Here is a 23,881-nt window from a genome sequence, read left to right on the forward strand (position 1 = left end):
ATCCTAGCTGAACGTTGCTACTGTTATTACTTCAGTAATGTCTAGTTAATAGCAATATATGCGGCAACTGGTAAGCAGCAAAATTATAGACAACAACAATATTTAGGAATTGTCAAATGGGTATATATTGTAATACGCTGATTTTATTGCTGGATCGGGATGACTTTGGCTTTAGAACATAGTACAGCGTTTAGTTTCGTTTGTTTCAGGTGAGCCAAAAAAATAGGCTCTATGAATAGCTAGTGTGCATCTGGAAAAAGGGATTGAGAAAATACTTAACTTCAAAATATAAAAAATAAACTGTCAGGGCAACAATAATGTCTTGGCGGAGGTAATTTGTATAACACCGCATAAACACATAAAAAACACGCAATCATTTTAACACGGGGGAACTGATCGAGTAAAACCGAAGTTAAAATTTTTTCCCTAAATTTCAGTGCTTATATATTTTTCCATCGCTGAATTTAGAAATTTTTTCCCACAATGTAGTGGCAAAATTGGTAACTCAATACTTCAGGAACAGGGTATGAATAATAAACCGATGAATCAAGGCCAGAAAATCACAGCGGATATCATCAACTCAAGAGATACCTATCAGGGGCAAAAGTGGTTAGTAGAGGAACGAGATGCCTGTGGTGTAGGTTTTATTGCTCATCGCCAGAATCATACCAGCCACGAAATTGTCGAAAAAGCCTTAGCTGCTTTAACCTGTTTAGAACACCGGGGAGGTTGTAGCGCCGATCGCGACTCTGGTGATGGTGCTGGAGTATTGACAGCTATCCCTTGGGAGTTGTTCCAACAAGACTTTGCCCAAAGGGAGAAGGAATTTCCATCTACTGACCATATAGCTGTGGGGATGATATTTCTACCACAAGACCAGCAAGCTGCACAAAAAGCTAGGGTGACTGTTGAGCAAGTAGCTGCTGAAGAGAAATTAATTGTATTGGGTTGGCGAGTAGTGCCAGTGCAATCTGATTTGCTGGGGGTACAAGCAAGAGAAAATCAGCCCCAGATTGAACAAGTTTTGTTAGCTTCTGTTGACAAAAGCGGTGATGAATTAGAACGGCAGTTGTACATTACCCGCCGCCGAATTAGTAAAGCTGCAACTAACATCTCAGAAGAATTTTATATTTGTTCGTTGTCAAGTCGCACAATTGTCTACAAAGGCATGGTGCGTTCCGCTGTCTTGGGCAGCTTTTATGACGATTTAAAAAATCCAGCTTACAAAAGCGCCTTTGCTGTTTATCACCGCCGTTTTAGTACCAATACCATGCCGAAGTGGCCCCTAGCCCAACCGATGCGGCTTTTGGGTCACAACGGCGAAATCAATACCTTATTGGGTAACATAAACTGGATGATGGCACGAGAAGCTAGCCTGAATCATCCTGTATGGAACGATCGCATCGAGGAACTCAAGCCATTAGTTCATATTGATAACAGCGACTCAGCTACCCTAGACAATGTAGTGGAATTGCTGGTTTGCTCTGGACGCAGTCCCTTGGAAGCCTTAATGATTATGGTTCCAGAAGCTTACCAAAATCAGCCTTCTTTACATAAATTTCCAGAAATTGTTGATTTCTACGAATATTACAGTGGTTTGCAAGAAGCTTGGGACGGGCCAGCACTTTTAGTATTCAGCGATGGCAAAAAGGTTGGTGCAACTCTAGATCGTAATGGTTTAAGACCAGCTCGTTACGCGATCACCAAAGATGATTACATTGTTGTGGCTTCCGAAGCTGGTGTGGTGGACTTCCCAGAAGCCGATATTGTCGAGAAAGGTAGACTCGGCCCAGGGCAAATGATCGCCGTGGATTTAGAAAATCATGAAGTGCTGAAGAATTGGGATATAAAGGGGCGCATCGCCAAGCAGCATCCTTATGGAGAATGGCTGCAACAGCACCGTCAAGAATTAAAGTCATTGGTGAGCCAAGGCGGTCTTCTCCCAAGGGGAGACGCCAAGGGCGATAGCGCAGCGTTAGCGAGTCATCGAGCGTCTGGGGGTCTCCCCCATGAGCGATTGGCAAACCCTGAAGGGGTCATTAGTCATCCGTCATTAGCAAATGGCAATGGCAAAGGACAATTGACAAATGACCAAGGACAATTGACTATTGATAAGCAAACCTTACTTCAGCGTCAAACTGCCTTTGGCTACACCACAGAAGATGTGGAAATGGTGATTCATCCAATGGCGATCGCAGGTTCAGAACCGACTTTCTGCATGGGTGATGATATTCCCTTAGCGGTGCTGTCACAAAAGCCCCACCTACTTTATGACTATTTCAAACAGCGCTTTGCTCAGGTGACGAACCCAGCGATCGATCCCCTGCGGGAAAAGCTAGTGATGTCTTTGAAAGTTGAACTGGGTGAACGGGGTAACTTATTAGAACCCAAGCCAGAATATGCTCGGAGATTGAAACTTGAGTCACCAGTGTTAACGGATGCAGAATTAGAGGCAATTAAGCTGTCAGGATTTGCCACGGCTGAGTTATCAACCCTATTTGCGATCGCTAGCGGCCCAGAAGGATTGAAAGCGGCTGTGCAATCTTTACAAGCACAAGCAGCTGAGTCAGTCCGGGCAGGTGCAAAGATTTTAATATTAAACGATCGGGATCGGGTCAATGACAGTATCAACACAGAATATACCTACATTCCTCCCCTATTAGCAGTGGGTGCGGTACATCACCATCTGATTCGTGAGGGGCTGCGAATGAAAACATCCCTGATTGTAAATACTGCTCAATGCTGGAGTACCCATCACTTTGCTTGTCTGATTGGCTATGGTGCTGGCGCAGTTTGCCCGTACATGGCTTTAGATACGGTGCGTGATTGGTGGTCTGATCCCAAAACTCAAAAGTTAATGGGGGTACAAAAAATTCCCACCCTCACCCTAAAAGAAGCTTTAGGAAACTATCGCAAAGCAGTAGAGTCAGGTTTGCTAAAAATTCTCTCTAAAATGGGAATTTCTTTGCTCTCCAGTTATCAAGCAGCCCAAATATTTGAAGCGATTGGTATCGGTGGAGATTTAATCGAACTGGGATTTCGTGGTACGACTTCCCGCATCGGTGGTTTGAGTGTTACCGAACTTGCTGATGAAGTACTTTCCTTCCACAGCAAGGCTTTCCCAGAACTGACGACTAATAAGTTAGAAAACCTGGGCTTTGTGCAATACCGTCCTAACGGCGAGTACCACATGAATAGCCCAGAAATGGTTAAGGCGCTGCATAAGGCTCTAGATGGCAAAAACTACGACCACTACGAAGTTTACAAAAAGCACCTCCAAGGCAGACCAGTAACAGCCTTGCGGGACTTGCTGGACTTTCAAGGCGATCGCCCGTCGGTTCCTCTAGAAGAAGTGGAATCGGTATATGAAATAGTCAAACGCTTCTGTACCGGTGGCATGTCTTTAGGCGCTTTGTCAAGAGAAGCCCACGAAACTTTAGCGATCGCCATGAACCGCATTGGTGGTAAATCAAATTCTGGAGAAGGCGGCGAAGACCCAGTGCGCTACACAGTTTTAGATGATGTAGACGAGTCTGGTTACTCGCCAACCCTACCTCATTTAAAAGGATTGCAGAATGGCGATCGAGCTTATAGTGCCATTAAGCAAGTTGCATCGGGACGCTTTGGTGTCACCCCAGAGTACCTAGTCAACGCCAAACAAATTGAAATCAAAATTGCCCAAGGTGCAAAGCCTGGGGAAGGTGGACAACTGCCAGGGCCCAAGGTAAGCCAATACATTGCGATGTTGAGGCGCTCCAAGCCAGGTGTGACGCTGATATCGCCACCACCGCACCACGATATTTATTCGATTGAAGACCTAGCACAACTGATTTTTGATCTGCACCAAATTAACCCCAAAGCAAAGGTATCGGTGAAGCTAGTTGCAGAAGTTGGCATTGGCACGATCGCCGCGGGTGTAGCGAAGGCCAACGCTGATATTATCCAGATTTCTGGTCATGATGGTGGTACAGGTGCATCGCCACTCAGTTCAATTAAACATGCGGGTTCACCTTGGGAACTCGGTTTAAGTGAAGTGCATCGCGTCTTGATGGAAAATAGCCTGCGCGATCGCGTGATTTTACGCGTAGATGGCGGACTCAAGAGTGGTTGGGATGTGGTAATAGGTGCATTGATGGGCGGTGAAGAATTCGGTTTCGGCTCCATTGCCATGATTGCTGAAGGCTGTATTATGGCGCGAGTTTGCCACATGAATACCTGTCCTGTGGGTGTTGCTACTCAAAAAGAAGAACTCCGCAAGCGGTTTACGGGAATGCCGGAACAAGTTGTCAATTTCTTCTACTTCATTGCCGAAGAAGTGCGTAGTTTGTTAGCCCGACTTGGCTATCGTTCTTTGTCAGAAATCATTGGACGTGCAGATTTGTTAAAACTGCACCAAGAGGTAAAACTCACTAAAACACAATCATTGAATCTCGACTGTTTGCTTCAGCTACCAAATAGCAGAGACAATCGCAGTTGGTTGGTGCATGAAGAAGTTCACAGCAACGGCGTGGTTTTGGATGACAAGTTCCTTGCTGATCCTGACATTCAGGCTGCTATTAGAAATCAGTCTACTGTCACCAAGACTTACCCAATTATCAATACTGACAGAACAGTGGGCACAAGATTAGCGGGTGCGATCGCTTCCCAGTACGGTGACAGTGGCTTTGAAGGACAAATTAATCTCAACTTTACAGGTAGTGTTGGGCAAAGCTTTGGTGCTTTCAACATCCCAGGCATAATTCTGAGCCTAGAAGGAGAAGCAAACGACTATGTAGGTAAAGGGATGCATGGTGGTGAAATCATCATCAAACCTCCAACTGATGCTACCTATAACGCATCACAAAACGTGATAGTTGGCAATACCTGCCTCTATGGTGCTACTGGTGGCATATTATTTGCCAACGGACTAGCAGGAGAGCGCTTTGCTGTGAGAAACTCCAAAGGCATTGCAGTGATTGAAGGCGCTGGGGATCACTGCTGTGAATACATGACAGGTGGTGTGATTGTCGTCCTCGGCAAAGTAGGACGTAACGTAGCCGCTGGAATGACTGGTGGACTCGCATACTTCTTGGATGAAGATGACTCATTTCGTGAGTTAGTCAACCAAGAAATTGTCAAAATTCAGCGGGTGATTACAGAAGTAGGTGCAAAGCAACTGCAAGAATTAATCCAAACTCATGCAGAACGCACTGGTTCACCAAAGGCGAAGAAAATTCTGCAAAACTGGCAAGAATTTTTGCCAAAATTCTGGCAGTTAGTTCCGCCTTCTGAAGCTGATAGTTCAGAAGCCAATCCTGAAAAAACAACTGAGTTCAGTTTAGTAAGCAGTCATTAAGAGACTGACAACAAATAAATTATCCAATCTTGTGAGGCGGGCTTTCTGGCCTGCCTTTTAATAAAACAAGGTTTTCAGCGCCAAAAAACTTTCGTAATAGTCATGTAATAATATCAATACAGGAGCAATATTTAAGCGATCGTTCTTTGGAGAAAAAACTTATGGTTCACTGCTAGAGTGCCCTTAATTATCACTCTCCAACCAAATGCAAAAACAACCATGTTAACCAAAAAAGATAATTTTAGTATTTAGCCAATTACTATTGACTAATTACCTATAGTTAATAATTATTACTTTTTGTTAGCAAGCAACTTTTGATCTGTATCTTCAATTTCTAAAAGTTCTGGAATAGTTACAAAGCGATAGCCTTGCTTTTTAAAGTTGCTAATAATTTCTGGTAAAGCTTGCACAGTTCTAGAACGATTACCACCACCATCATGCATTAGCACAATCCCACCAGGTTTAGAATCTTTAATCACGTTATTGATCAACTTTGGTACAGCTGGTAACTTGTAGTCTGTGGAGTCAGCCGACCACATCACCACAGCATACTTTTGTCCTTTAGCATAACCAGCTAATCCATTGTGTAGGATGCCACCAGGCGGTCGGAACAAATTTGTTTTAACACCTGTAACTTGATAAATTAAGTCTGTTGTGCGCTCAATTTCAAAAGCAGCTGCTTGTTGATTAAAGAAGTGATACCAGTGATGCCAAGTATGGTTGGCAATGACGTGACCTTGAGCGACAATTTGCTTTCCTAACTCTGGATAATTTTTTAGGTTCTGCCCGACTACAAAAAACGTCCCTTTGATATTATTTGATTTCAGAATACTTAGCACTTGCTCTGTAGTCTGAGGCCAAGGACCATCATCAAAGGTAAGAGCAATCACTTTTTCACCCTGAGTAAGTTTTGCAGCTTTAATGATTTCCCCTTGAAAACGTGATGGTATGGGGTAGGCTAAACCCTTTGTTTGTGCTTCTTGCTGCCAACTTGTAAGCATCGCCGCCTTTAATTTCTCAATGCGCTGCTGAGTTCCTACGTTTGCAGATACATCCTTGACATTTATACTTGGTCTACTTTGAACCTCCGAAGCATTTGGCCTTAAAAGCATCATAAAAGCAAGACTGAAAACACCACCTAAAGCAAGTAGCGCAATTAATATTCCTTCTGGCCACAGAAACGACTTATTGTTTTCCACCTCATAGCTCCTTCAAAGATCGAACCATCACCACAGTTATGACGGTACGTTATAGCACATTTTTATGAGATATTTAGACACCAGTTGCTTTCTGGTAATCATGAAAATTGGAATTGGTACTAACGAGAATTCAGAATTGATAAGACAGATTATATTGTTTTAACTGAAATCTATATGCTCTAGATTTGGACAGGGTTGAATATACAATACTTGCTACTGTTTAATTTCAACCCAGTCATAAAAGGTAAGCTTTGCGCTTCCACATTCTTACTGCTAGCTCTAAGAAGGAGAGGAACACAATCAGATAATTAACCACACCCCAAAATCCTCTTAAATAGGAGTTATGAATTAGTTGCTGTTTTTCAGTTCACCGCTAAGGCAGCATTATCCTTTCAAGTTTTATAGATTTTCAAATAATGTCATACCGACAATTTGCACTTTTAGCAGACTGAAGTTTTTTTAGCCAGACTTTCTGACAGTAAAACTGTATAATTTACAACTTAAGTGAATTGTTTGATTAACATATAAAACTACTTACAAGGGCGGGTTATCTTTAAAAAAAGAGTCTGGTAAACTATTAGTTCTATTCTTGATAAAATATATTTTACTGCCTGTTGCCATTGTTTCCTTTTTAAGAAAAAGTTAAATTTTCAACTGATAGAATGTTACCTTGTACTTTCTATGAAATAGACTAGACGAAAATTGATTCAATATAGTTTCTCATTGCCAAGGGGCATTTATTCTTTAAATCTAGTCACCTTTAACTCATTCAGCAAAAATAATTCTATCAGCAGCTTACTTCTCTTTCGGATGCTGATATTTTAGCCGAAATTGCTACTAGCTTTCTGTCTGTGAATGTTTTTCTCGATAATTAAGTATGTTTATATCTTAATTAATAGTACAGTTTAATATGCACTGTCACCGTGTAATTACGGAAATTGATTTCGTATCCATAGGCAAGTGATTAAAATTACAATAGTCTGACATCTATCCATTAAAGCATCAAAGTCTATATTTAATATTGAAAAGTAGTATTTTTTACTAAAAACACTTATTTAACCAAATTTATGCATTTAAAAATACATTTACATTTTGACTAATTTTATGTAATATCACTTAATAATACAGACAAAAATATATTTTCTTGCAACTCAACCTCCAGCAAAACTACCCTGTCTACGACACGCTGCGCGATCTGCCTTTTTTCAGTAAAGTGAGGTAGATACTGTCAAACATGGGGTAGACTATTTTGCAACTCTACGACCAATTTTCTGTTTAAAGAAAAAACCTACTGGTTGTATTGCTCTAGCAATCTGTAACTAGCTTCTTTTGCCGGAAGAAACAAAGCTTACAATTATCTCATAACTTGCCTTATAATTACAGCAATTAGAATTTTTATTTTTAATTATCTATTTAGCAATCCTAATTATTAGCTTATATTACCTTAGACAAGTCATAGTTTATTTACAGTACTTCTGCTTATCTTTGGCAAATGGATAAGTGTATTATTTAATGTCTGTATAGGTTGACTCTAAACCCTGTTTTCCTATTAATATACCTTTTGAGTCAAAATAATCAAGGTATTTGTCTCACTTCTAAAACTGGCTAGAAACTTTTATGATTCCTCACGAAAGTGATGCAAAAGAAGAGCGTGCGTCGTTAAAAGTATGGCGTAGTTGGCAAGAAAATCTGATTTTAATTGCGATCGCACTGTGTTTGGCATTCTTAATTAGGACTTTTATTGCCGAACCGCGCTATATACCTTCTGATTCAATGTTGCCTACCTTACATACAGGCGATCGCTTGGTAGTTGAAAAAATCTCCTACCATTTTCACCCTCCCATAACTGGGGATATTATTGTTTTTCAGCCACCCGCAGAACTACAACGTCGAGGATATCCCAAAGACCAAGCGTTTATCAAGCGAGTTATTGGCCAGCCGGGTGAGGTAATTAGTGTTGCTTCTGGCAAAGTCTACCTTAACGGTCAACCCTTGGCAGAAGACTACATCGCTGAACCTCCAAATCAGCCATATCGACCAGTAAAAGTCCCAGAAGACGAATTTTTTGTTATGGGAGATAATCGCAACGATAGTAATGATTCTCGCTATTGGGGCTTTTTACCCAGAAAAAATGTCATCGGTCGGGCAACATTTCGCTTTTGGCCTCTTGATCGCATTGGGTTCATTTAATCAGTTTTAGATTTTGGATTTTTCTTTCAATCCAAAATTGCCAGAGTTAGGAGTTATTTTAAGACTTCTAACTTTTAACTTAAAACCTCAAATAATACATTATCTGGGCGATCGCATCACCAGTTAACTCTAACCGCCGTTGGAAATCAGCCAGGTTACGGTAAGGCCCTGCTGATTGCCGATTTTGCACCACTGCTTGTGCCAGAGACAAATCTATAAATGGAATTTGTGCTAACTTTTCAACTGTTGCTGTGTTTGGGTTAACCAAATGCGTCGGATTTTCTAAAGATTCGTGGTCATAGTAAACAAAATTCAGCAAAGGCTTTAATGGCTCCAGGCGCGGCGCTGGTATACCCAAAGCCGCAGCGATATCTTCAATACAGTAAAATTTCACACTTGAATGTGAAAGTTCCACAAGTGATCGCGCTTGGTGAATTGACAAACCTGGTAGGCGTAACCAATCATCTACAGTGGCTTGATTAGCATCAATGCGGATACCTAATTGGGCAGCTATCTGAATTTCTTCTCCAGATTGTAGGCGATAGTAAGGATCGTTGAGGAGCTTGGCGCGGAGTTTTTGCAGTCTGGAATTTAAAGGTAGCCAATTATTCATGATTGTCGCTTACCTCAAGAAATCTGGTCTAGCAATTGGCGGCGCTTTTGTTCAAATTCATACTCTGAAATCAGTCCATCCTGGCGCAGAGCATCTAATTCCCGCATTGCGTCAGCGATCGCTCCTACCTGATTACTCACCTGATGTAAATTCTTTGGGGCTGACTTCCCTAGATTAAAGTTACGATCGAAAGCTTCTTCATCTTGGGCTAAATACCAAACTCCCTCAATCGCACTAGCTACCTTGGGTATAGGCGTCCAGGAAAGCAAAAAATATAAAATACCCCACATCGGCTGTCCTAGATAAAATTTATGCCATCCTGAAATTGTCAACGTACCAGAAAAAGCTAGAACAGCAGCGATACTTCGGCTTTTGCGCTTAGTGAACATATTTCTAATAAATCTACCAACACCATAGTTTCTACAATAAGACAGTCAAAAGGCACAGAAACAATTCATCCCTAACTAAATCTTCCCAATCCCCATTACCCCTTATCCCCAGAGGGGACCCCACCTTCCCCAATTTGAAGAAATTTGAGTAACTTTCACATGACTGTGCATTGAGCTTTGATGTTAATTTTAAGTTTTTAACAGATCTAGACTACTACGATGTCACAGACTTTCCTACCGCCAGAATGGTTTAAACAGCTTTGCGATCCTTACGCTGTGCTAGGAATTTCTGTGAGTGCTGAAGATCGCCAGATTTTTAAACGCTATCACACTTTAGCGAAACTGCTACATCCCGATCGCTATGCTAAAAGCTGCAATCCAGACCAAGAATTAGCAACGGCAATACTGAGCTATTTAATCAATCCAGCTTACAAACAACTCAAAAATCGACACAAGCGTTTGATTGCTATAGCCATGCTGCGATCGGACGCAAGAGTATTACAGCAGCAAGCTTTGTGTGGGCAAAGTGCCATAGCTAAGGAAATTATAGAAATGTCTGCACCCCAAGCAGAATTGTTTTATGAAGAAGCGATCGCCTCCTATGCAGAAGCTCAATACAAATCACTCCATCATATCTATCAAATTACACAACAAATTAGCATACTGAATTTAGTTTACTTACAGTTGCATAAACCTGACTTGTTTCTACCGCAAAAAGCTGTTCGGATCATCCCTGAAGTAGAAGTCAAGCCAGTTGAATTGACATTAAATGAAAAAACTAATGTCAAACCAGTTTTGACAAACTACGCTCAACGTCACTACCAGCGAGCTATTGAGTACGTCAGGTTAGCCAATTGGCCCCTAGCCGTGCAAGAACTGCGCGATGCCATCAAGTTAGAGCCAAATAATAGCGACTATTATGCCTTATTAGGTTTAGTACATCTCAAACAGAAATTTATCGGGATGGCCAGGGTTTACATCCGTCAAGCATTAAAACTTAACCCACAAGATTTACTAGCTCAGAAATACGCTACCAGACTGAAAATTGAACCGGGTGAAAACACCAATCCTAAATCAATGGCTAAAGCTTTAAGTATTGCGGCTTTATTAAGTCGATTTACCAAGGGGAAACGTTCTCAAGTCAAGTGTTGAAATTTCGGTAACAAACCGTACTAAAACCGAAGCTTCGTGACTAGATTACTCCCCTAGACTAAAATAATAAATAGAAGTAAAACTATTAAGCTACTGAGTCTGGACGCTCAGTTTAATATAAGCAATATGGGATTCTTCGATTCTGAAATAGTTCAGCAAGAAGCAAAACAGCTGTTTGAGGATTATCAAGCGCTGATCAAGCTTGGCAATGGCTACGGCAAATTTGACCGCGATGGCAAAAAGCTGTTTATTGAGCAAATGGAAACCATGATGGATCGATACCGCATTTTTATGAAGCGCTTCGAGCTATCAGAAGATTTCATGGCACAAATGACAGTAGAACAACTGAAAACGCAATTAGGTCAGTTCGGTGTCACTCCGCAACAAATGTTTGACCAAATGCACCTCACTTTAGAACGGATGAAAGCCGAGCTAGAAAAACAGCCCTAACAAAAGTTAGGAGTTGGGAGTTAGGAGTTCTCAATAAACTCATAACTCATAACTTATTACTCCTAACTTTAATTTGACTTGGGACGAGAAAACTGGGAAGGTGGTTTGAAGTTTTCTACGGGTACGTTCTTAAGTGCCTTCTCCATAAAATCTTTCCAAATGGGAGCAACCATGACACCACCTGTGGCATGGTCAGCTAATTGTTTGTTGTCATCTCTCCCTACCCAGACAGCAGTTGTCAACTGTGGCACAGTACCAACAAACCAAATATCTTTTTCTGATGATGTTGTTCCCGTTTTTCCTGCGGCTGGGCGACCGAGAGCAGCACCTTTACCTGTACCTTCAGTGATTACCGATCGCATCACATCTAGAATTGCTGCTGATGCCCAAGGATCGAGAACTAGCTGCGGTTTAGGCGTGTTATCTAGCAACACGTTACCACTACTATCGGTAACACGGGCAATTACAGTTGGTGGAGATTGCCAGCCATAATTAGCAAAGGTAGCGTATGCACTAACCATTTCCAGAGGAGTAACACCAATTGCCCCAAGTGGCAAGGAAGTCACAGGTTCCATTGGACTCATAATGCCCAATGTCCGGCAGGTTTCGATGACTCTATTCATCCCCACAGCCTTACCAATCTTGATCACCGGAATGTTGCGCGATTGGGCTAAAGCTGTGCGGATTGGCATCGCTCCCCTAAAACCGCCATCATAATTTCTGGGAAAGTACCAACCGTTACCATCTCGATAGCTGACTGGAGCATCTACCACCGTTGAGTCTGGCCCATATTTACCAGTAGCAAAAGCAGTGTAGTATACAAACGGTTTAAAAGAAGATCCAGGCTGGCGCTGAGATTGAGTTGCACGATTGAATTCACTGGTCTTAGGATCTATACCACCCACCAGTGCTTTGATAAAATGTGTGCGCGGATCAATTGCTACTAAAGCCATTTGATTCTTAGATAATCCTTGCCCCAGAAGTGTTTTATGCCACTTAACGACAGTTTCCTCAGCCATAATTTGGAAGTTGGCATCAACTGTAGTTTGCACCCGCATCCCGCCTTTGAGTAGTGTCTCACGCCCAAACTTTTTAGCCAACTCCTGCGCTACGGTATTGGTTACATAGGGTAAAGCGCTACCTTGAAAGGATTTAATTCTCCCAAGTTTGATTTCTTGCTTGAGGGCATTATCGTATTCTGACTGGTTAATCCAGTTCAAGTCCCGCATCCGTCCCAGCACTTCTTTTTGTTTCTGTTTTGCCTTCTCCATGCTCACAAATGGGCTGAATTCTTCAGGTGCTTGGATCAAACCCGCCATCATTGCTGACTCACCCAAGCTTAAATATTCTGATGACTTATTAAAGTAACTGCGGGCCGCCGTTTGTACACCATAATTGTTATGACCCCAATAAACTTGATTGAGGTACATTTCTAAAATTTGGTCTTTAGTGAGAATTTGCTCTAACCGGATTGCTAGCACAGCCTCTGCTAACTTGCGGGTAAAAGCACGCTTGCGAGACAAAAATAAGTTTTTTACCAATTGCATGGTGACAGTAGAGCCACCCTCTTTGACTCCGCCTGCTGCTGCGTTAACTACTACAGCACGCCCAACGCCGACGGGGTTGATACCGTGGTGATCGTAGAAGTGGCTATCTTCACTTGCCAACACTGCCCGTTTTAAATTCGGGGAAATTCTATCTAGAGGTACGACTTCCCGGTTGGCTTCCCCGTGAATACTCGTTAAGAGTTTGCCCTTAACGTCATAAATGTAAGTCGTTTCTGAGGGAAAGAAGTTACGTAGCTGTCTCACATCTGGCAAATTACGGAAACTGATGGCTAAACCAACCAGTCCTCCGGCTACAATGGAACTTGCCAGCATGGTGATTGAGAGGAGAGTACCGCCAGTTACCTGACCGACTCCTTTCAAAAACTCAAAACCTGATGAAGCCCGATGCTGTGGCTGTTTATCTTCAAAAGTCCTAGACGACGACACGGCTATTTCACTTCCTCACTTGTAAATTTAACTGTAATTGATTGGGTGAAGCAAGGCGGTTAGTTTTTTGCAATTATAGTAGTTTGGCAGATGAGAAAGTGGATAAATTGCCAGTGAATATAACCAACTTAACTTCTAGTGTGCAAAACATAGCTAATAATGAATCTCTTGGAATGACACAAGATTTTGCTTGGTTGCGTCGTGGTGTAGTAGAAGTTTTCCCACAATCAGTTGATGTTAACAGCGAAAGTCTAGAAAGGCTCTTACTAACTACAGACCAACCTTTAAGGGTCAAATTCGGGATTGACCCGACAGGTACTGATATTCATCTTGGTCATAGCATACCAGTACGAAAACTGCGAGGATTTCAAGATGCAGGTCATACAGCAGTTTTAATTATTGGCGATTTTACAGCACGTATTGGCGATCCAACTGGTAAATCTGAAGTGCGTCGTCAGCTTACAGAAGCAGATGTAGCTAAAAATGCTCAGACTTATTTAGATCAAGTACGTCCTATCTTGGATTTTGACACACCAGGAAGGTTAGAGGTGCGCTATAACTCCGAATGGCTCTCTGGTTTAAACTTAGAGAAAATTTTGGAGTTACTCTCCACGATGACGGTGGGACAAATGTTAGCGAAGGAAGGATTTGCCGATCGCTATAAAAAAGAGAATCCGATTTTTATCCATGAGTTCCTGTACCCGTTAATGCAAGGTTTTGATTCGGTTGCAGTTGAGGCAGATGTGGAATTAGGTGGCACCGATCAGAAATTTAATATTGCTGTAGGTAGAGATTTGCAGCGCCATTTTGGTCAAAAGCCCCAATTTGGTATGCTGCTGCCAATTTTGATTGGCACGGATGGCGTGCAAAAAATGTCTAAATCTTTAGGTAATTATATCGGATTGTCAGAACACCCAGGACAAAAGTATCAAAAGTTGCAAGGAGTTCCCGATAATCTCCTAGAACAGTATTTTGAACTGTTGACGGATTTACCTTTAGATCAACTGCCAGAAAACCCCCGCGATCGCCAAACACTCTTAGCATGGGAAGTTGTTAAACAGTATCATGGCGAAACCGCAGCTCAAGAGGCGAAAGAAGCAGCCCAAAGCGGTGGTAAGGAAGGTGCAGTTCCAGAATTCTCTCTAGCTGGCGTGCAGCAATTTCCTACTAAGTTAGCGTATATTCTCAATGTCACTGGCTTGTGCAAAAGCACTGGGGAAGGAAAGCGGAAAATTCAAGAGGGTGGCGTGCGCCTAGATGGTGATCGCATCACCGATGCTGATACCACTTTCGATGCTCCTAGTGAATTACAAGGTAAAGTTTTACAAGTTGGAAAAAATAAGTTTGTGCGCTTAGTGCCTTAAATGGGGAGTGGGGAGTAGGGAATGGGGAATAGTCAACAGGTAGAACAACGAGTTATTGTGGCTTTGGATGTGCCGGATGAGCAAAGTGCGATCGCTCTTATAAATCGGCTACCGCAAGTTAGTTTCTGGAAAGTCGGTTTAGAGTTGTTTACTAGCACCGGCCCGAAAATTCTGGAAGTATTAAAGTCTCGGCAAAAGCGCATTTTCTTGGATTTAAAGTTTGATGATATCCCCAATACTGTTGCTGGTGCTTGCCGGAGTGCAGCTAGATATGGAGTGGATTTACTGACAATTCATGCTACTGCTGGTAGAGATGCCCTGAAAGCCGCAACTGAGGCGGCACAGGAAGGGGCTGCAAAAGCAGGTGTACAACCACCAAAGTTAATTGCTATTACTCTGCTGACGAGCATTTCTGCTCGGCAGTTGACATTTGATTTAAAAATACCTCTAGAATTGCCAGAATATGCTCTAGAAATGGCCCTGCTGGCTCAAGAATCTGGTTTGGATGGGGTAGTTTGTTCGCCTCAAGAGGTGGCACACCTACGACAAACTTGTGGAAATGACTTTTTGCTAATTTGTCCAGGGGTTAGACCAACTTGGGCTGATATTGGCGATCAAAAGCGATCGCTCACTCCAGCACAAGCCATTAAAGCCGGTGCAGATTATCTAGTGATTGGTCGTCCCATCACCGCTGCTACTGAGCCTGAGTTTGCTTGGAAGAGGATTTCTGAGGAGTTAATCACGGTGGCATGAAGCTAAGAGTCAGTGAGAAACTCAGAGTGCAAGGTGTAGGGGAGAACAATCTTGTCTCTTCGCTCAGTCAGAAAAATTATAGTTTCCTGTTTGCTTGTGGCTTCTGGGTTGTAGTTTCAAATAGCTTTGCTTACCCAGCCTTCTCGATGAACCCCACCCCTAAACCCTCGGCGCTAGCAGAAAAGGAAAATGTCAACAGTGATGCGAGGTCTTTGTGTTCTGAGCAAAATTTAGAAACATTAACTATACAGCTACTGCAAAAATTACCTAGTTATACCAATCGCGCTAGTCAACGCGCCCGCCGCCTCAGTAGAAGCAGTCAGGTTTACAGTTATATGTTAGTGGCAGGAAGACCTGAGTTTACTCCTCTGCCCCTTAACCTTGAAGAATATAGTGCAGATGCGTCTAAAAGTGCTGCATCACGAATTGAGCAAGTTTTCTTTACTACCTTGGAGCGGCAATATATAGGTAAGAAAGTTGTAGAATTGCAAGAATTTCACTGGCTGTTATTGACTAAAACTAAAAGTGGTTGGCAACTAGTGATGATGTTTTCTCAAGCTGGTTCCTATTCAAAACAGCAACCACTATCTCCACCACGCGATAGTAGTAACGGTACTGTTGCCCAAGGGGTTAAAGCTTGGTTGCGCGATTGTGAAGCTGGAAGTTTACGTCAATAAAACCTAATTCCAAATCTTCGTAAATTAGGAGAATGTTAAATAATGTCTAAAATACTTACTCAAATTCTCTATAAACAGGATTATCACTTGTGGTTAGAAACTACATTGAAACAATTGCAAGAAAGAGATTTAGAGTATCTTGATTGGGATCATTTGATTGAGGAGATTGAAGGATTGGGTAATGAACAGAAGCACAAGCTCGAAAGTTATTTACTGCAACTTCTCAAGCATTTGCTTTTGTATCAACATTGGAGCCTCCCTGAATGTAAAAATCATTGGGAAGTGGAAATTGATAATTTTCGGGTGGAACTCAGGAAATTAACTAAATCTAAAAACCTCTACAACTATCTGCTCACAGTGCTTGAAGAAGTCTACATTGATGCGCTACGACAAGCAAAAAAGAAAAGTGGATTGAATTGTTTTCCGCAAACTTGTCCTTATAGCATTGAGCAAATTTTAAATGTGGATTATTTACCACCATTTGAATTTTAAATTTTGTTTTGCGGTACTAGTCCCTTTACATAAAGATAAAAATACATCATTTAATTAGCTTGGATCAGCGGAATTGCACCTGTATCTTTAGGAAGATTTTCAGGAAAAATAGCTAATAAATAGCTAAAAAAAGTAGACGTTATTTAAAAACTCAGATTGGCTTGAATTTAAGCGTTGTAACTCCCGTTTTTTGGCGATAACATGAGGATAAGTTTATTTCAAGCTTTATCAAACCGCGTTTAGCGTCAGTTTTTTTATGGACATTCAGTTAATCAACATCGGCTTTGGTAACATCGTGTCTGCCAACCGAGTAGTTGCCATTGTCAGTCCAGAGTCTGCCCCGATTAAGCGGATTATTACCGATGCACGGGATAGAGGTCAACTGATTGATGCAACTTACGGTCGTCGCACTAGAGCTGTAATTATCACCGATTCCAGCCACGTAATTCTGTCAGCGATTCAGCCGGAAACGGTAGCGAATCGCTTTGTAATTTCTCGCGATCATCAAACTGTAGATAATTGACTAGCAGTAGATTTTTCCCACTCCTCTTTGTACCGTATCGGTAGTACTATGTGAATTAGACAAATTTTCTGTCACTCTTACTACAAATTCTTTAGTCACTAGTGGACTAGACCAGGAACACAAGACTAATGAATAATATGTATTGATTGATTCACAGGTTGAAGGGATGATGCCAGTTTTACCCATCCAGAGTAGTGCGACTACCGAAGAATGCTTACATTTAGGCAGGTTAATTGTTTTAACTGGCCCCAGTGGGGTCGGTAAAGGCACTTTAATGCGATCGCTCCTAGAGCGTCATCCAGAACTCTATTATTCTGTGTCCGTGACAACTCGTTCTCCCCGTCCAGGGGAAATTGATGGCAAAAGTTATTACTTTATCAGCCGCAGTAAGTTTGAGCAATTAGTTACTGAAGGTGAATTTTTAGAATCGGCAGAATTTGCTGGTAACTATTACGGCACTCCCCGTGAAGCTGTACTTAACCAAATTCATGCCAGTAAGTTAGTGGTGCTGGAAATTGAATTAGAAGGGGCAAGACAAATTCGTGCTTCCTTTCCCAGTACCCTCAGCATTTTTATTTTACCGCCTTCCTTTGATGAATTAGAGAAACGAATACGCTCTCGTGCCCAAGATTCTGAAGAAGCGATCGCCCGTCGTCTGCTCCGCGCCCAAGAAGAAATTCAAGCCGCAGATGAATTTGATATTCAAATCGTTAATGACGATTTTGAAACTGCTTTAAATAATATTGAAGCAGTTTTGTTTAAATAAATTAGGAGTTAAGAGTTAGAAGTTATGAATTATTTAAACTCCTAACTCCTAACTCCTAGTAATTAACCAAACAGACCTTGAATTAGTGCCAAATTACTAGTCAAAAAGTAAGCAACTACTGCACCACCAATACCACCAATCAAGAAAGAACTGGCGAAGTTGTTCCAGCTTTCTTTAGAGTTAAAAGCATCTGCTGGAAGCCTAGGTACGGTAACACTAGGAAGTGCTTTGGGTGGATTGCTACTGGCATACAGTGACAGAGCGCCTGTGAGAACTACAACCAGGCCAATGGCTGACAGCAACCCAGCTAAGTTAGCATCATTTGTATCACGCAGTGGGCCCAATTTGGCAAAGGGACCAAATAGCCAGTAACCATGAGCCATACCAACTTCTAAACCGCGTCTAGCAGGAGCCAGACCTGGGCGATAGGCAGGTAAATAATTAATGAACCACTTGCTCAAGGGAGAAGCATTAATCGGGGTTTCTAGGTTGCCTAGCTGTGGATCGCCAAATGCGGGAAAAACAACTTCCCGATTTCTGGGATCGCTGGGAAGATTCTTTGATGCATCTACTGCTTGTGCCATATTTTATGTTCGCCTCTAAAATTAAAATGGTGGCATTTTCATATTAATAATAATTGTAGCTAAAGAAGCATTTTGTTTAGGAAGTTTAGAAAAATTAATTTAGCTTGTTTTAAATCCGTGAACTCGCGATCTGTCAACAGGATCGCGAGTTTCAAAAAACTATTTTTGCTGTCTATTTTGGTGATAATTCTGCCTAACTAAGCTGAATACATCAACTACACAATATTAAGCAAAAAACAAGACATTGATTCAACTTTCCTAAATCCTATTTAACACTTATGGTAGTGGGTGAAAAAGTAGGTCGGGGAAAAAGCGGTTGAATTCAATCAAGATACCTGCTGTGATGAACAGCCATATCGTAGCTGCCACAGGCGCTGTGGAAATGAATTTAATCAAATAAGCTGATTGATCGCCTTTGTCTGCCATGAATTTAGTCTCCAAAATGAATGAATTAGTTAAACTGATTTAGCGTGGAGAAATGGGGATTTCTGTATCCTTGGCTGCTAATTTTCCAGAGAGCAATTCTTGGACTGCTGCTACTGGCCAAGTAAAGCCTGACGCTATTATGGGTAGTGCCAAACCAAGATCGATTTGGATTTCTTTTTGTTCAGTGTCAGATTCCTTTTTGATTGCTTGCAGATAGGCACGACCGACCCAACCAATCCAACCAGCAATGTATAGAAACAGAATACTAGGGATCAGGAAGTCACCAGCATGATCTAGACGACCATCGACAATCAAGTGGGGATACCCCTCAGGACCACACAGTTCTTGAGAATAACGCTCAAATCGCTTTATCCCTGATTGGGGATCGGCAGTGGTGTTACGGGCATTAGCTGCTAGCTCTTGAAAAGCGGGATTGTCTTTGCACGGTGTCAAATTAGCCCCTAAAGCTTGTGCTGGGGGGGCAAAATTGAACCAAAGACTAATCGCTAACATCAAAGCAAACAATCGTCGCATAGAGTTGTTTCCTTTTATTACAAAACAAGAAGTTCTTTGTACAAAACGAAGCGGCTTGTACAGTTGTTTATTTGCATAACTAGGAAGTCATCATACTCTTGGGTGGGAACCGAGTAAAGTTTAAGTAAATAAAAGTTAAAGCTTCTCAACCAAAACAGAGTGTTGAGTGCCCAGTTAGAACGCCGAGTATAAGAATTGTTGTTGTAGGGTAGTAAAGAAGCAAGATTTTTTCTCTACTATTCAGGATTCAGCACGGGCTAAACCCTAGCTATCCGCTAACAGCACTCAGAACTCTCAATGACAACCGTTTTAGCAATAGAAACCAGTTGTGATGAAACAGCCGTCGCAATTGTTAAGAATCGTAAAGTTTGCAGCAGTATCGTAGCCTCACAAATTCCAGTCCATCAGCAGTATGGCGGGGTAGTGCCAGAAGTAGCGTCTCGCCAGCACTTGGAAACGATAAATGTTGCGATCGCACAAGCCCTAGAGCAAGCCCAACTAGACTGGGGAAAAATTGACGCAATTGCCGCCACTTGTGCGCCTGGACTTGTAGGAGCGCTGTTGGTGGGGTTAACTGCTGCCAAAACTCTAGCGATGGTACACAACAAGCCATTTTTGGGGGTTCATCACCTCGAAGGTCACATTTACGCAACTTACCTGAGCGAATCAACTTTAAATGCCCCTTTCCTTAGCTTACTGGTTTCAGGCGGACATACAAGCTTGATTTATGTCAAAGATTGTGGTAAATACGAAACTCTGGGACAAACCCGTGATGATGCTGCAGGTGAAGCCTTTGATAAAGTGGCGCGATTGTTAAAGCTGGGTTATCCAGGTGGCCCAGTGATTGACAAGTTGGCACAACAGGGCAATCCTCAAGCCTTTGCTTTACCAGAAGGAAGAGTTTCTCTACCTGGTGGGGGGTTTCATCGTTATGATGCGAGTTTTAGTGGGTTAAAAACGGCTGTATTACGTTTAGTGCAGCAGTTAGAGAAAAATAGTGGACAAGTACCAGTGGCAGATGTAGCAGCTAGCTTTCAGGATACGGTAGCGCGATCGCTAACCAAAAGAGCGATCGTTTGTGCCGTAGACTATGGTCTAGATACAATTGCCATTGGTGGCGGTGTAGCTGCAAACAGCGGGTTGAGAAAAAACCTCCAAGCCGCCGCCGTTAAACATAACCTACGCGTCCTATTCCCACCTCTAAAATTCTGTACCGATAACGCCGCCATGATTGGCTGTGCCGCTGCTGACCATCTATCCCGTGGTCATACATCTCCCCTTACACTAGGCGTTGAGTCTAGGTTAGGGCTTACTCAGGTGATGAAGTTGTATCAACCTGTTGAGTAGTCATTTGTCATTTGTCATTTGTAACTACCAATGCCCAATACTTCGACTACGCTCAGTACAAGTGCCCAATGCCCTATACCCTATAACTATTAACTATTGCCCGGATGTGATCAGCCACTGCATCCGGCTGTTCTAACATAGCCAGATGTCCGCAATTAGGAATTTCCAGAACATTGTCACCACAATATTGAAAAAGTCTGTGAAAGCTAGCTAAATGGCGCACATACTTGGGTTCCATAACCTTGTCTTGGGCGCCAGCCAAAAAATAAACTGGCTGCTTTAGTTGGGATACTAGCTCAGGTAAACGATTGATTTCTTCTTCAGTTGTGGAATCTAACAGAGTTCCCAGAGCCGCTTCTGGATCAGCCACAACGAAATCTATTACTCGCTGACGTGCCCAATAGCGCTCCAAAGGACGAGCCACACTAGCTCTAGTAAACAGCAAATCAATCAAAGGCACTTGAGACAGCCAGCGCGGACGGACTTGCAAAAATTTCTGACCCGCCGAGCGAAACTGCTCAAAGGCTTCTTTGAGGTAAATACCACCGCCAGCGTTAATACAGATAACTCCCTTAACACACTCAGGCATTTGATCTGCTCCCCAAAGAGCAATCGTCCCGCCTAATGAGTGACCAATTAGCCAAGCACTTGTAATATTTAGCTGTTTCAGGAGAGCTGCTAAATCCTGAGTATACGCAGCAGGAGTATAAAGAGAATCGAAAGATGAGCCAACCGCACTACTGATGGGCGTCAGACTCAAAGACGTTTGTGCTCGACTAAAATCGGTTTTTACCTGGGATTGAGATTCACCAAAACCCCGCAAATCATAGGACAGGCACTGCAAATCATCTGATAGGCGGGAAATCACAGGTTGCCAATATCCACGGCTATTGAGCCAACCGTGGATAAATACTAAAGCATGGGGGCAGTAAGTGGGAGCCGTTAGCTCGTATGCGTGTGGAACGCCCAAGATTTCAATAGTTGCCATACTTGTATCGTACCCTTAAGGACGGGTGCGACTAAATACTAAAGTGGAAAGAGTTAGAAGTTAGGAGTGAGGAATTTTTAACTCATAACTCCTCACTTTTTTATTTACCCAGCAACCTCTGTCGCACTCCTTCAGCAATTTTGTGACCCAGATATTCAGGAATGAGGCTTTCATTCGGCCCTAACAAGTAGAGAATTAGCCGTGTACGTCCGCGCCAAACCAGTAAATTGGCATTGACTACCAAAAGGTCTTCCTGCCAGATAGCGTACATCACTTTGTAGAATAATCCTGGTTGATTATCAGCTTCAATCACTAGAGCAGGGAGATGAAAGACCGGATCGACATAGAACTCCGTTTGTACCTGCTCTAAGCCAGTGTCAAGATTAAATTCTACTGCCAGCATCTCTTCTACCTCAAACCGACCTCCTAAAGCCTCGCGAATGGCACGACAAACATTTTCTGCGGTTTTCTCGGTCAAGGCTTTACTACCACGAGATACCAACAGTTTGATAAAAACTAACATTGGCGGACGGATTTGACCGTATAGACTTAGACCGTGGATAGTCAATCCATAAGCTGCTAGTACACCAAAAATATCGCTGAGGAGAAAAGACTGGTTGCGGTAAGCAAAATGCAGGGCACTTTTGCTACCTTCCGGTTTCAGCTCAATAACAGCGCGTCTAGTTTTATAGAGACGGTAGGCTAGCCGCAAATTTTGCAGTTGAATTTCACTACTGACGAATTGCTCATAAAACTGGGGAAACGCTCGGTTAAAGCGCTTTAGGAGTTCCAGTGTCGAAGATTTTAAACCAGAAGCCATTGTTAAGGGTAAAACTCGCTTGCTTTCGTCATCTGGGGCTGGGTGTTAGGGAGTGGGTGTTGGGGGCTGGGGACTGGGGAGACAAAGGGACAAGGGGGACAAGGGGACAAGGGAGAATTATTGAACAAGCCTCTCCCTTGTCTCCCCCCTCTTTCTTGTCTACCTTGTCTCTTCTCCATGCCCAATGCCCAATCCCGTGTATACAATTCACTCCTAAGCTAACGTGCATTTAAGCTCTATACGAGCAATTGCCAGGATTAGGTTTTTCCATTATGAATTTTGAATTTTGAATTGTTTATATCCTTACCCTTTTGGTGAATTTCTCCTAGCCTTTACAACAAAATGCTAAAGTTGAAAATGATTGGTGTGAAACACGCTCTAACTGGCTGTTACCATTGCAAATCCCGAAAACAACCGAAAAACTTTGAGTGTAAAGGGTAGTAAATGGGGTAGCGATGTTAAAAGTGAATCAACACTCCTGAGAGTGGAAACCAATTCAGTTATACTACCCGAACCGCGTTGGCATGGGTTTTTGGAAAACTTGGTTTAGTACTCCTGAATCTGTAGGGACAACTAGGACAAACCTCTTTGAAGAGCATACAGCGGAAACTGCGGGCAACTCTAGCCCCAGTGGTATTAGCGAAGCTGCTTCAAAGGAGGCTCGGATCGTCTTCAGCACGGAACGAGATATTGACCTATATGAGCTAGAAGAACTCTGTGATGCAGTTGGTTGGTCGCGTCGTCCTTTAAGAAAAGTAAAAAAAGCTATTGAGCATAGTTTTCTCGTTGCCTCAATGTGGCAAGTGAGAGGAAACCAAAAGCGGCTCATTGGTTTTGCCCGTGCTACCTCAGATCACGCGTTTAATGCCACTATCTGGGATGTAGTGGTTCACCCAGACTTTCAAAGTCAAGGACTGGGCAAGGCGCTGATGAAATACGTTCTCAAAAAACTTAGGAGTGAAGAAATTAGTAATGTCACTCTCTTCGCTGACCCCCACGTTGTAGATTTTTACCGAACTATGGGGTTTATGGCTGATCCAGAAGGCATCAAAGGCATGTTCTGGTATCCTCACTAATGCTCAATCCAAATAAAACCCGATTCGCACAATAAAATCAGGTATAGTAGTACAAATCTATTATTTTAATTTGGTTTGACAAGGTTTAGCCGACGAACGCACAAGTAATATCTCTTGTAAAACTAAGTCGGCAGACAAACCTTTATCAGTCTAAATATCTAATCTAGCTAGTATTTGCAGAAAATATAAATATATTAGGGATGAGCGGT

Annotated in this window: 21 protein-coding genes; 12 read left to right on the plus strand and 9 right to left on the minus strand. The window is 42.4% G+C overall.

What is annotated here, in order from left to right:
* The first annotated feature begins 526 nt into the window (after positions 1-526).
* Positions 527-5,335: a glutamate synthase large subunit gene (gene gltB / locus V7K60_RS10650; RefSeq protein ID WP_334925277.1), complete on the plus strand. Its 4,809-nt coding sequence runs from the start codon at positions 527-529 to the stop codon at positions 5,333-5,335.
* A 290-nt stretch (positions 5,336-5,625) separates the two neighbouring features.
* On the opposite strand, the gene V7K60_RS10655 is transcribed toward gltB, so the two are convergent.
* The gene (locus V7K60_RS10655) at positions 5,626-6,534 is read right to left on the minus strand and encodes a polysaccharide deacetylase family protein (protein WP_334925279.1); all 909 of its coding nucleotides are present in this window, start codon (positions 6,532-6,534) and stop codon (positions 5,626-5,628) included.
* Positions 6,535-8,151: 1,617 nt separating this feature from the next.
* Between V7K60_RS10655 and lepB the strand changes: the two genes are divergently transcribed.
* On the plus strand, positions 8,152-8,724 hold the full coding sequence (gene lepB / locus V7K60_RS10660) for a signal peptidase I (RefSeq protein ID WP_334925281.1): 573 nt from the start codon (positions 8,152-8,154) through the stop codon (positions 8,722-8,724).
* Between the two features lie 79 nt (positions 8,725-8,803).
* Here the strand turns inward: lepB and V7K60_RS10665 are convergent, their stop codons facing one another.
* Together V7K60_RS10665 and V7K60_RS10670 are read right to left on the minus strand one after the other, a co-directional pair.
* Positions 8,804-9,337, minus strand: a complete 534-nt coding sequence (locus tag V7K60_RS10665; protein ID WP_334925283.1) for a ComEA family DNA-binding protein — start codon at positions 9,335-9,337, stop codon at positions 8,804-8,806.
* Between the two features lie 14 nt (positions 9,338-9,351).
* The gene (locus V7K60_RS10670; RefSeq protein WP_334925285.1) at positions 9,352-9,726 is read right to left on the minus strand and encodes an NINE protein; all 375 of its coding nucleotides are present in this window, start codon (positions 9,724-9,726) and stop codon (positions 9,352-9,354) included.
* A 219-nt stretch (positions 9,727-9,945) separates the two neighbouring features.
* On the opposite strand from V7K60_RS10670, the gene V7K60_RS10675 reads away from it, so the two are divergent.
* Both V7K60_RS10675 and V7K60_RS10680 read left to right on the plus strand, forming a co-directional pair.
* On the plus strand, positions 9,946-10,878 hold the full coding sequence (locus V7K60_RS10675) for a J domain-containing protein (RefSeq protein WP_334925287.1): 933 nt from the start codon (positions 9,946-9,948) through the stop codon (positions 10,876-10,878).
* Positions 10,879-11,004: 126 nt separating this feature from the next.
* Positions 11,005-11,328 carry a DUF1825 family protein gene (locus V7K60_RS10680; RefSeq protein ID WP_292762021.1) on the plus strand — a complete coding sequence of 108 codons (324 nt, stop codon included), beginning with the start codon at positions 11,005-11,007 and terminating at the stop codon, positions 11,326-11,328.
* A gap of 68 nt (positions 11,329-11,396) precedes the next feature.
* Here V7K60_RS10680 and V7K60_RS10685 read toward each other — a convergent pair whose 3' ends face one another.
* Entirely contained in the window at positions 11,397-13,322 is a 1,926-nt protein-coding gene (locus V7K60_RS10685; protein ID WP_334925289.1) for a transglycosylase domain-containing protein, read from the minus strand.
* A gap of 173 nt (positions 13,323-13,495) precedes the next feature.
* Between V7K60_RS10685 and tyrS the strand changes: the two genes are divergently transcribed.
* From tyrS to gmk, 6 genes are all read left to right on the plus strand, one after another.
* On the plus strand, positions 13,496-14,686 hold the full coding sequence (gene tyrS / locus V7K60_RS10690; protein WP_334925530.1) for a tyrosine--tRNA ligase: 1,191 nt from the start codon (positions 13,496-13,498) through the stop codon (positions 14,684-14,686).
* 21 nt (positions 14,687-14,707) lie between these two features.
* Positions 14,708-15,439, plus strand: coding sequence for an orotidine-5'-phosphate decarboxylase (gene pyrF / locus V7K60_RS10695; protein WP_334925290.1), 732 nt, complete (start codon positions 14,708-14,710; stop codon positions 15,437-15,439).
* Positions 15,436-16,116 (plus strand): hypothetical protein, encoded by a 681-nt coding sequence (locus V7K60_RS10700; RefSeq protein WP_334925292.1) that lies wholly within the window; start codon positions 15,436-15,438, stop codon positions 16,114-16,116. Before pyrF ends, V7K60_RS10700 begins: the two co-directional genes overlap by 4 nt.
* Positions 16,117-16,158: 42 nt before the next feature.
* Positions 16,159-16,608, plus strand: a complete 450-nt coding sequence (locus V7K60_RS10705) for a DUF29 domain-containing protein (protein WP_334925294.1) — start codon at positions 16,159-16,161, stop codon at positions 16,606-16,608.
* Between the two features lie 256 nt (positions 16,609-16,864).
* On the plus strand, positions 16,865-17,131 hold the full coding sequence (gene remA / locus V7K60_RS10710) for an extracellular matrix/biofilm regulator RemA (RefSeq protein ID WP_073639751.1): 267 nt from the start codon (positions 16,865-16,867) through the stop codon (positions 17,129-17,131).
* 166 nt (positions 17,132-17,297) lie between these two features.
* Positions 17,298-17,897 carry a guanylate kinase gene (gene gmk / locus V7K60_RS10715; protein WP_334925532.1) on the plus strand — a complete coding sequence of 200 codons (600 nt, stop codon included), beginning with the start codon at positions 17,298-17,300 and terminating at the stop codon, positions 17,895-17,897.
* 62 nt (positions 17,898-17,959) lie between these two features.
* Here gmk and V7K60_RS10720 read toward each other — a convergent pair whose 3' ends face one another.
* From V7K60_RS10720 to V7K60_RS10730, 3 genes are all read right to left on the minus strand, one after another.
* Entirely contained in the window at positions 17,960-18,481 is a 522-nt protein-coding gene (locus tag V7K60_RS10720; RefSeq protein ID WP_334925296.1) for a photosystem I reaction center protein subunit XI, read from the minus strand.
* Between the two features lie 276 nt (positions 18,482-18,757).
* Positions 18,758-18,907 carry a photosystem I reaction center subunit IX gene (psaJ, locus tag V7K60_RS10725; protein WP_094349471.1) on the minus strand — a complete coding sequence of 50 codons (150 nt, stop codon included), beginning with the start codon at positions 18,905-18,907 and terminating at the stop codon, positions 18,758-18,760.
* Positions 18,908-18,946: 39 nt separating this feature from the next.
* Positions 18,947-19,441, minus strand: coding sequence for a Photosystem I reaction center subunit III (locus V7K60_RS10730; protein WP_334925298.1), 495 nt, complete (start codon positions 19,439-19,441; stop codon positions 18,947-18,949).
* A 297-nt stretch (positions 19,442-19,738) separates the two neighbouring features.
* Between V7K60_RS10730 and tsaD the strand changes: the two genes are divergently transcribed.
* Positions 19,739-20,788 carry a tRNA (adenosine(37)-N6)-threonylcarbamoyltransferase complex transferase subunit TsaD gene (gene tsaD, locus V7K60_RS10735; RefSeq protein WP_334925300.1) on the plus strand — a complete coding sequence of 350 codons (1,050 nt, stop codon included), beginning with the start codon at positions 19,739-19,741 and terminating at the stop codon, positions 20,786-20,788.
* Positions 20,789-20,861: 73 nt separating this feature from the next.
* On the opposite strand, the gene V7K60_RS10740 is transcribed toward tsaD, so the two are convergent.
* Both V7K60_RS10740 and V7K60_RS10745 read right to left on the minus strand, forming a co-directional pair.
* On the minus strand, positions 20,862-21,776 hold the full coding sequence (locus V7K60_RS10740) for an alpha/beta fold hydrolase (protein ID WP_334925302.1): 915 nt from the start codon (positions 21,774-21,776) through the stop codon (positions 20,862-20,864).
* A gap of 100 nt (positions 21,777-21,876) precedes the next feature.
* The gene (locus V7K60_RS10745; protein ID WP_012410214.1) at positions 21,877-22,596 is read right to left on the minus strand and encodes a hypothetical protein; all 720 of its coding nucleotides are present in this window, start codon (positions 22,594-22,596) and stop codon (positions 21,877-21,879) included.
* Between the two features lie 524 nt (positions 22,597-23,120).
* Between V7K60_RS10745 and V7K60_RS10750 the strand changes: the two genes are divergently transcribed.
* A complete protein-coding gene (locus tag V7K60_RS10750) occupies positions 23,121-23,672 on the plus strand; it encodes a GNAT family N-acetyltransferase (protein ID WP_334925304.1) in 552 nt (183 codons plus the stop codon).
* Positions 23,673-23,881: the final 209 nt, after the last annotated feature.

The sequence above is a fragment of the Nostoc sp. genome (assembly GCF_036917555.1).
In the GTDB taxonomy this organism is placed as follows: domain Bacteria; phylum Cyanobacteriota; class Cyanobacteriia; order Cyanobacteriales; family Nostocaceae; genus Nostoc.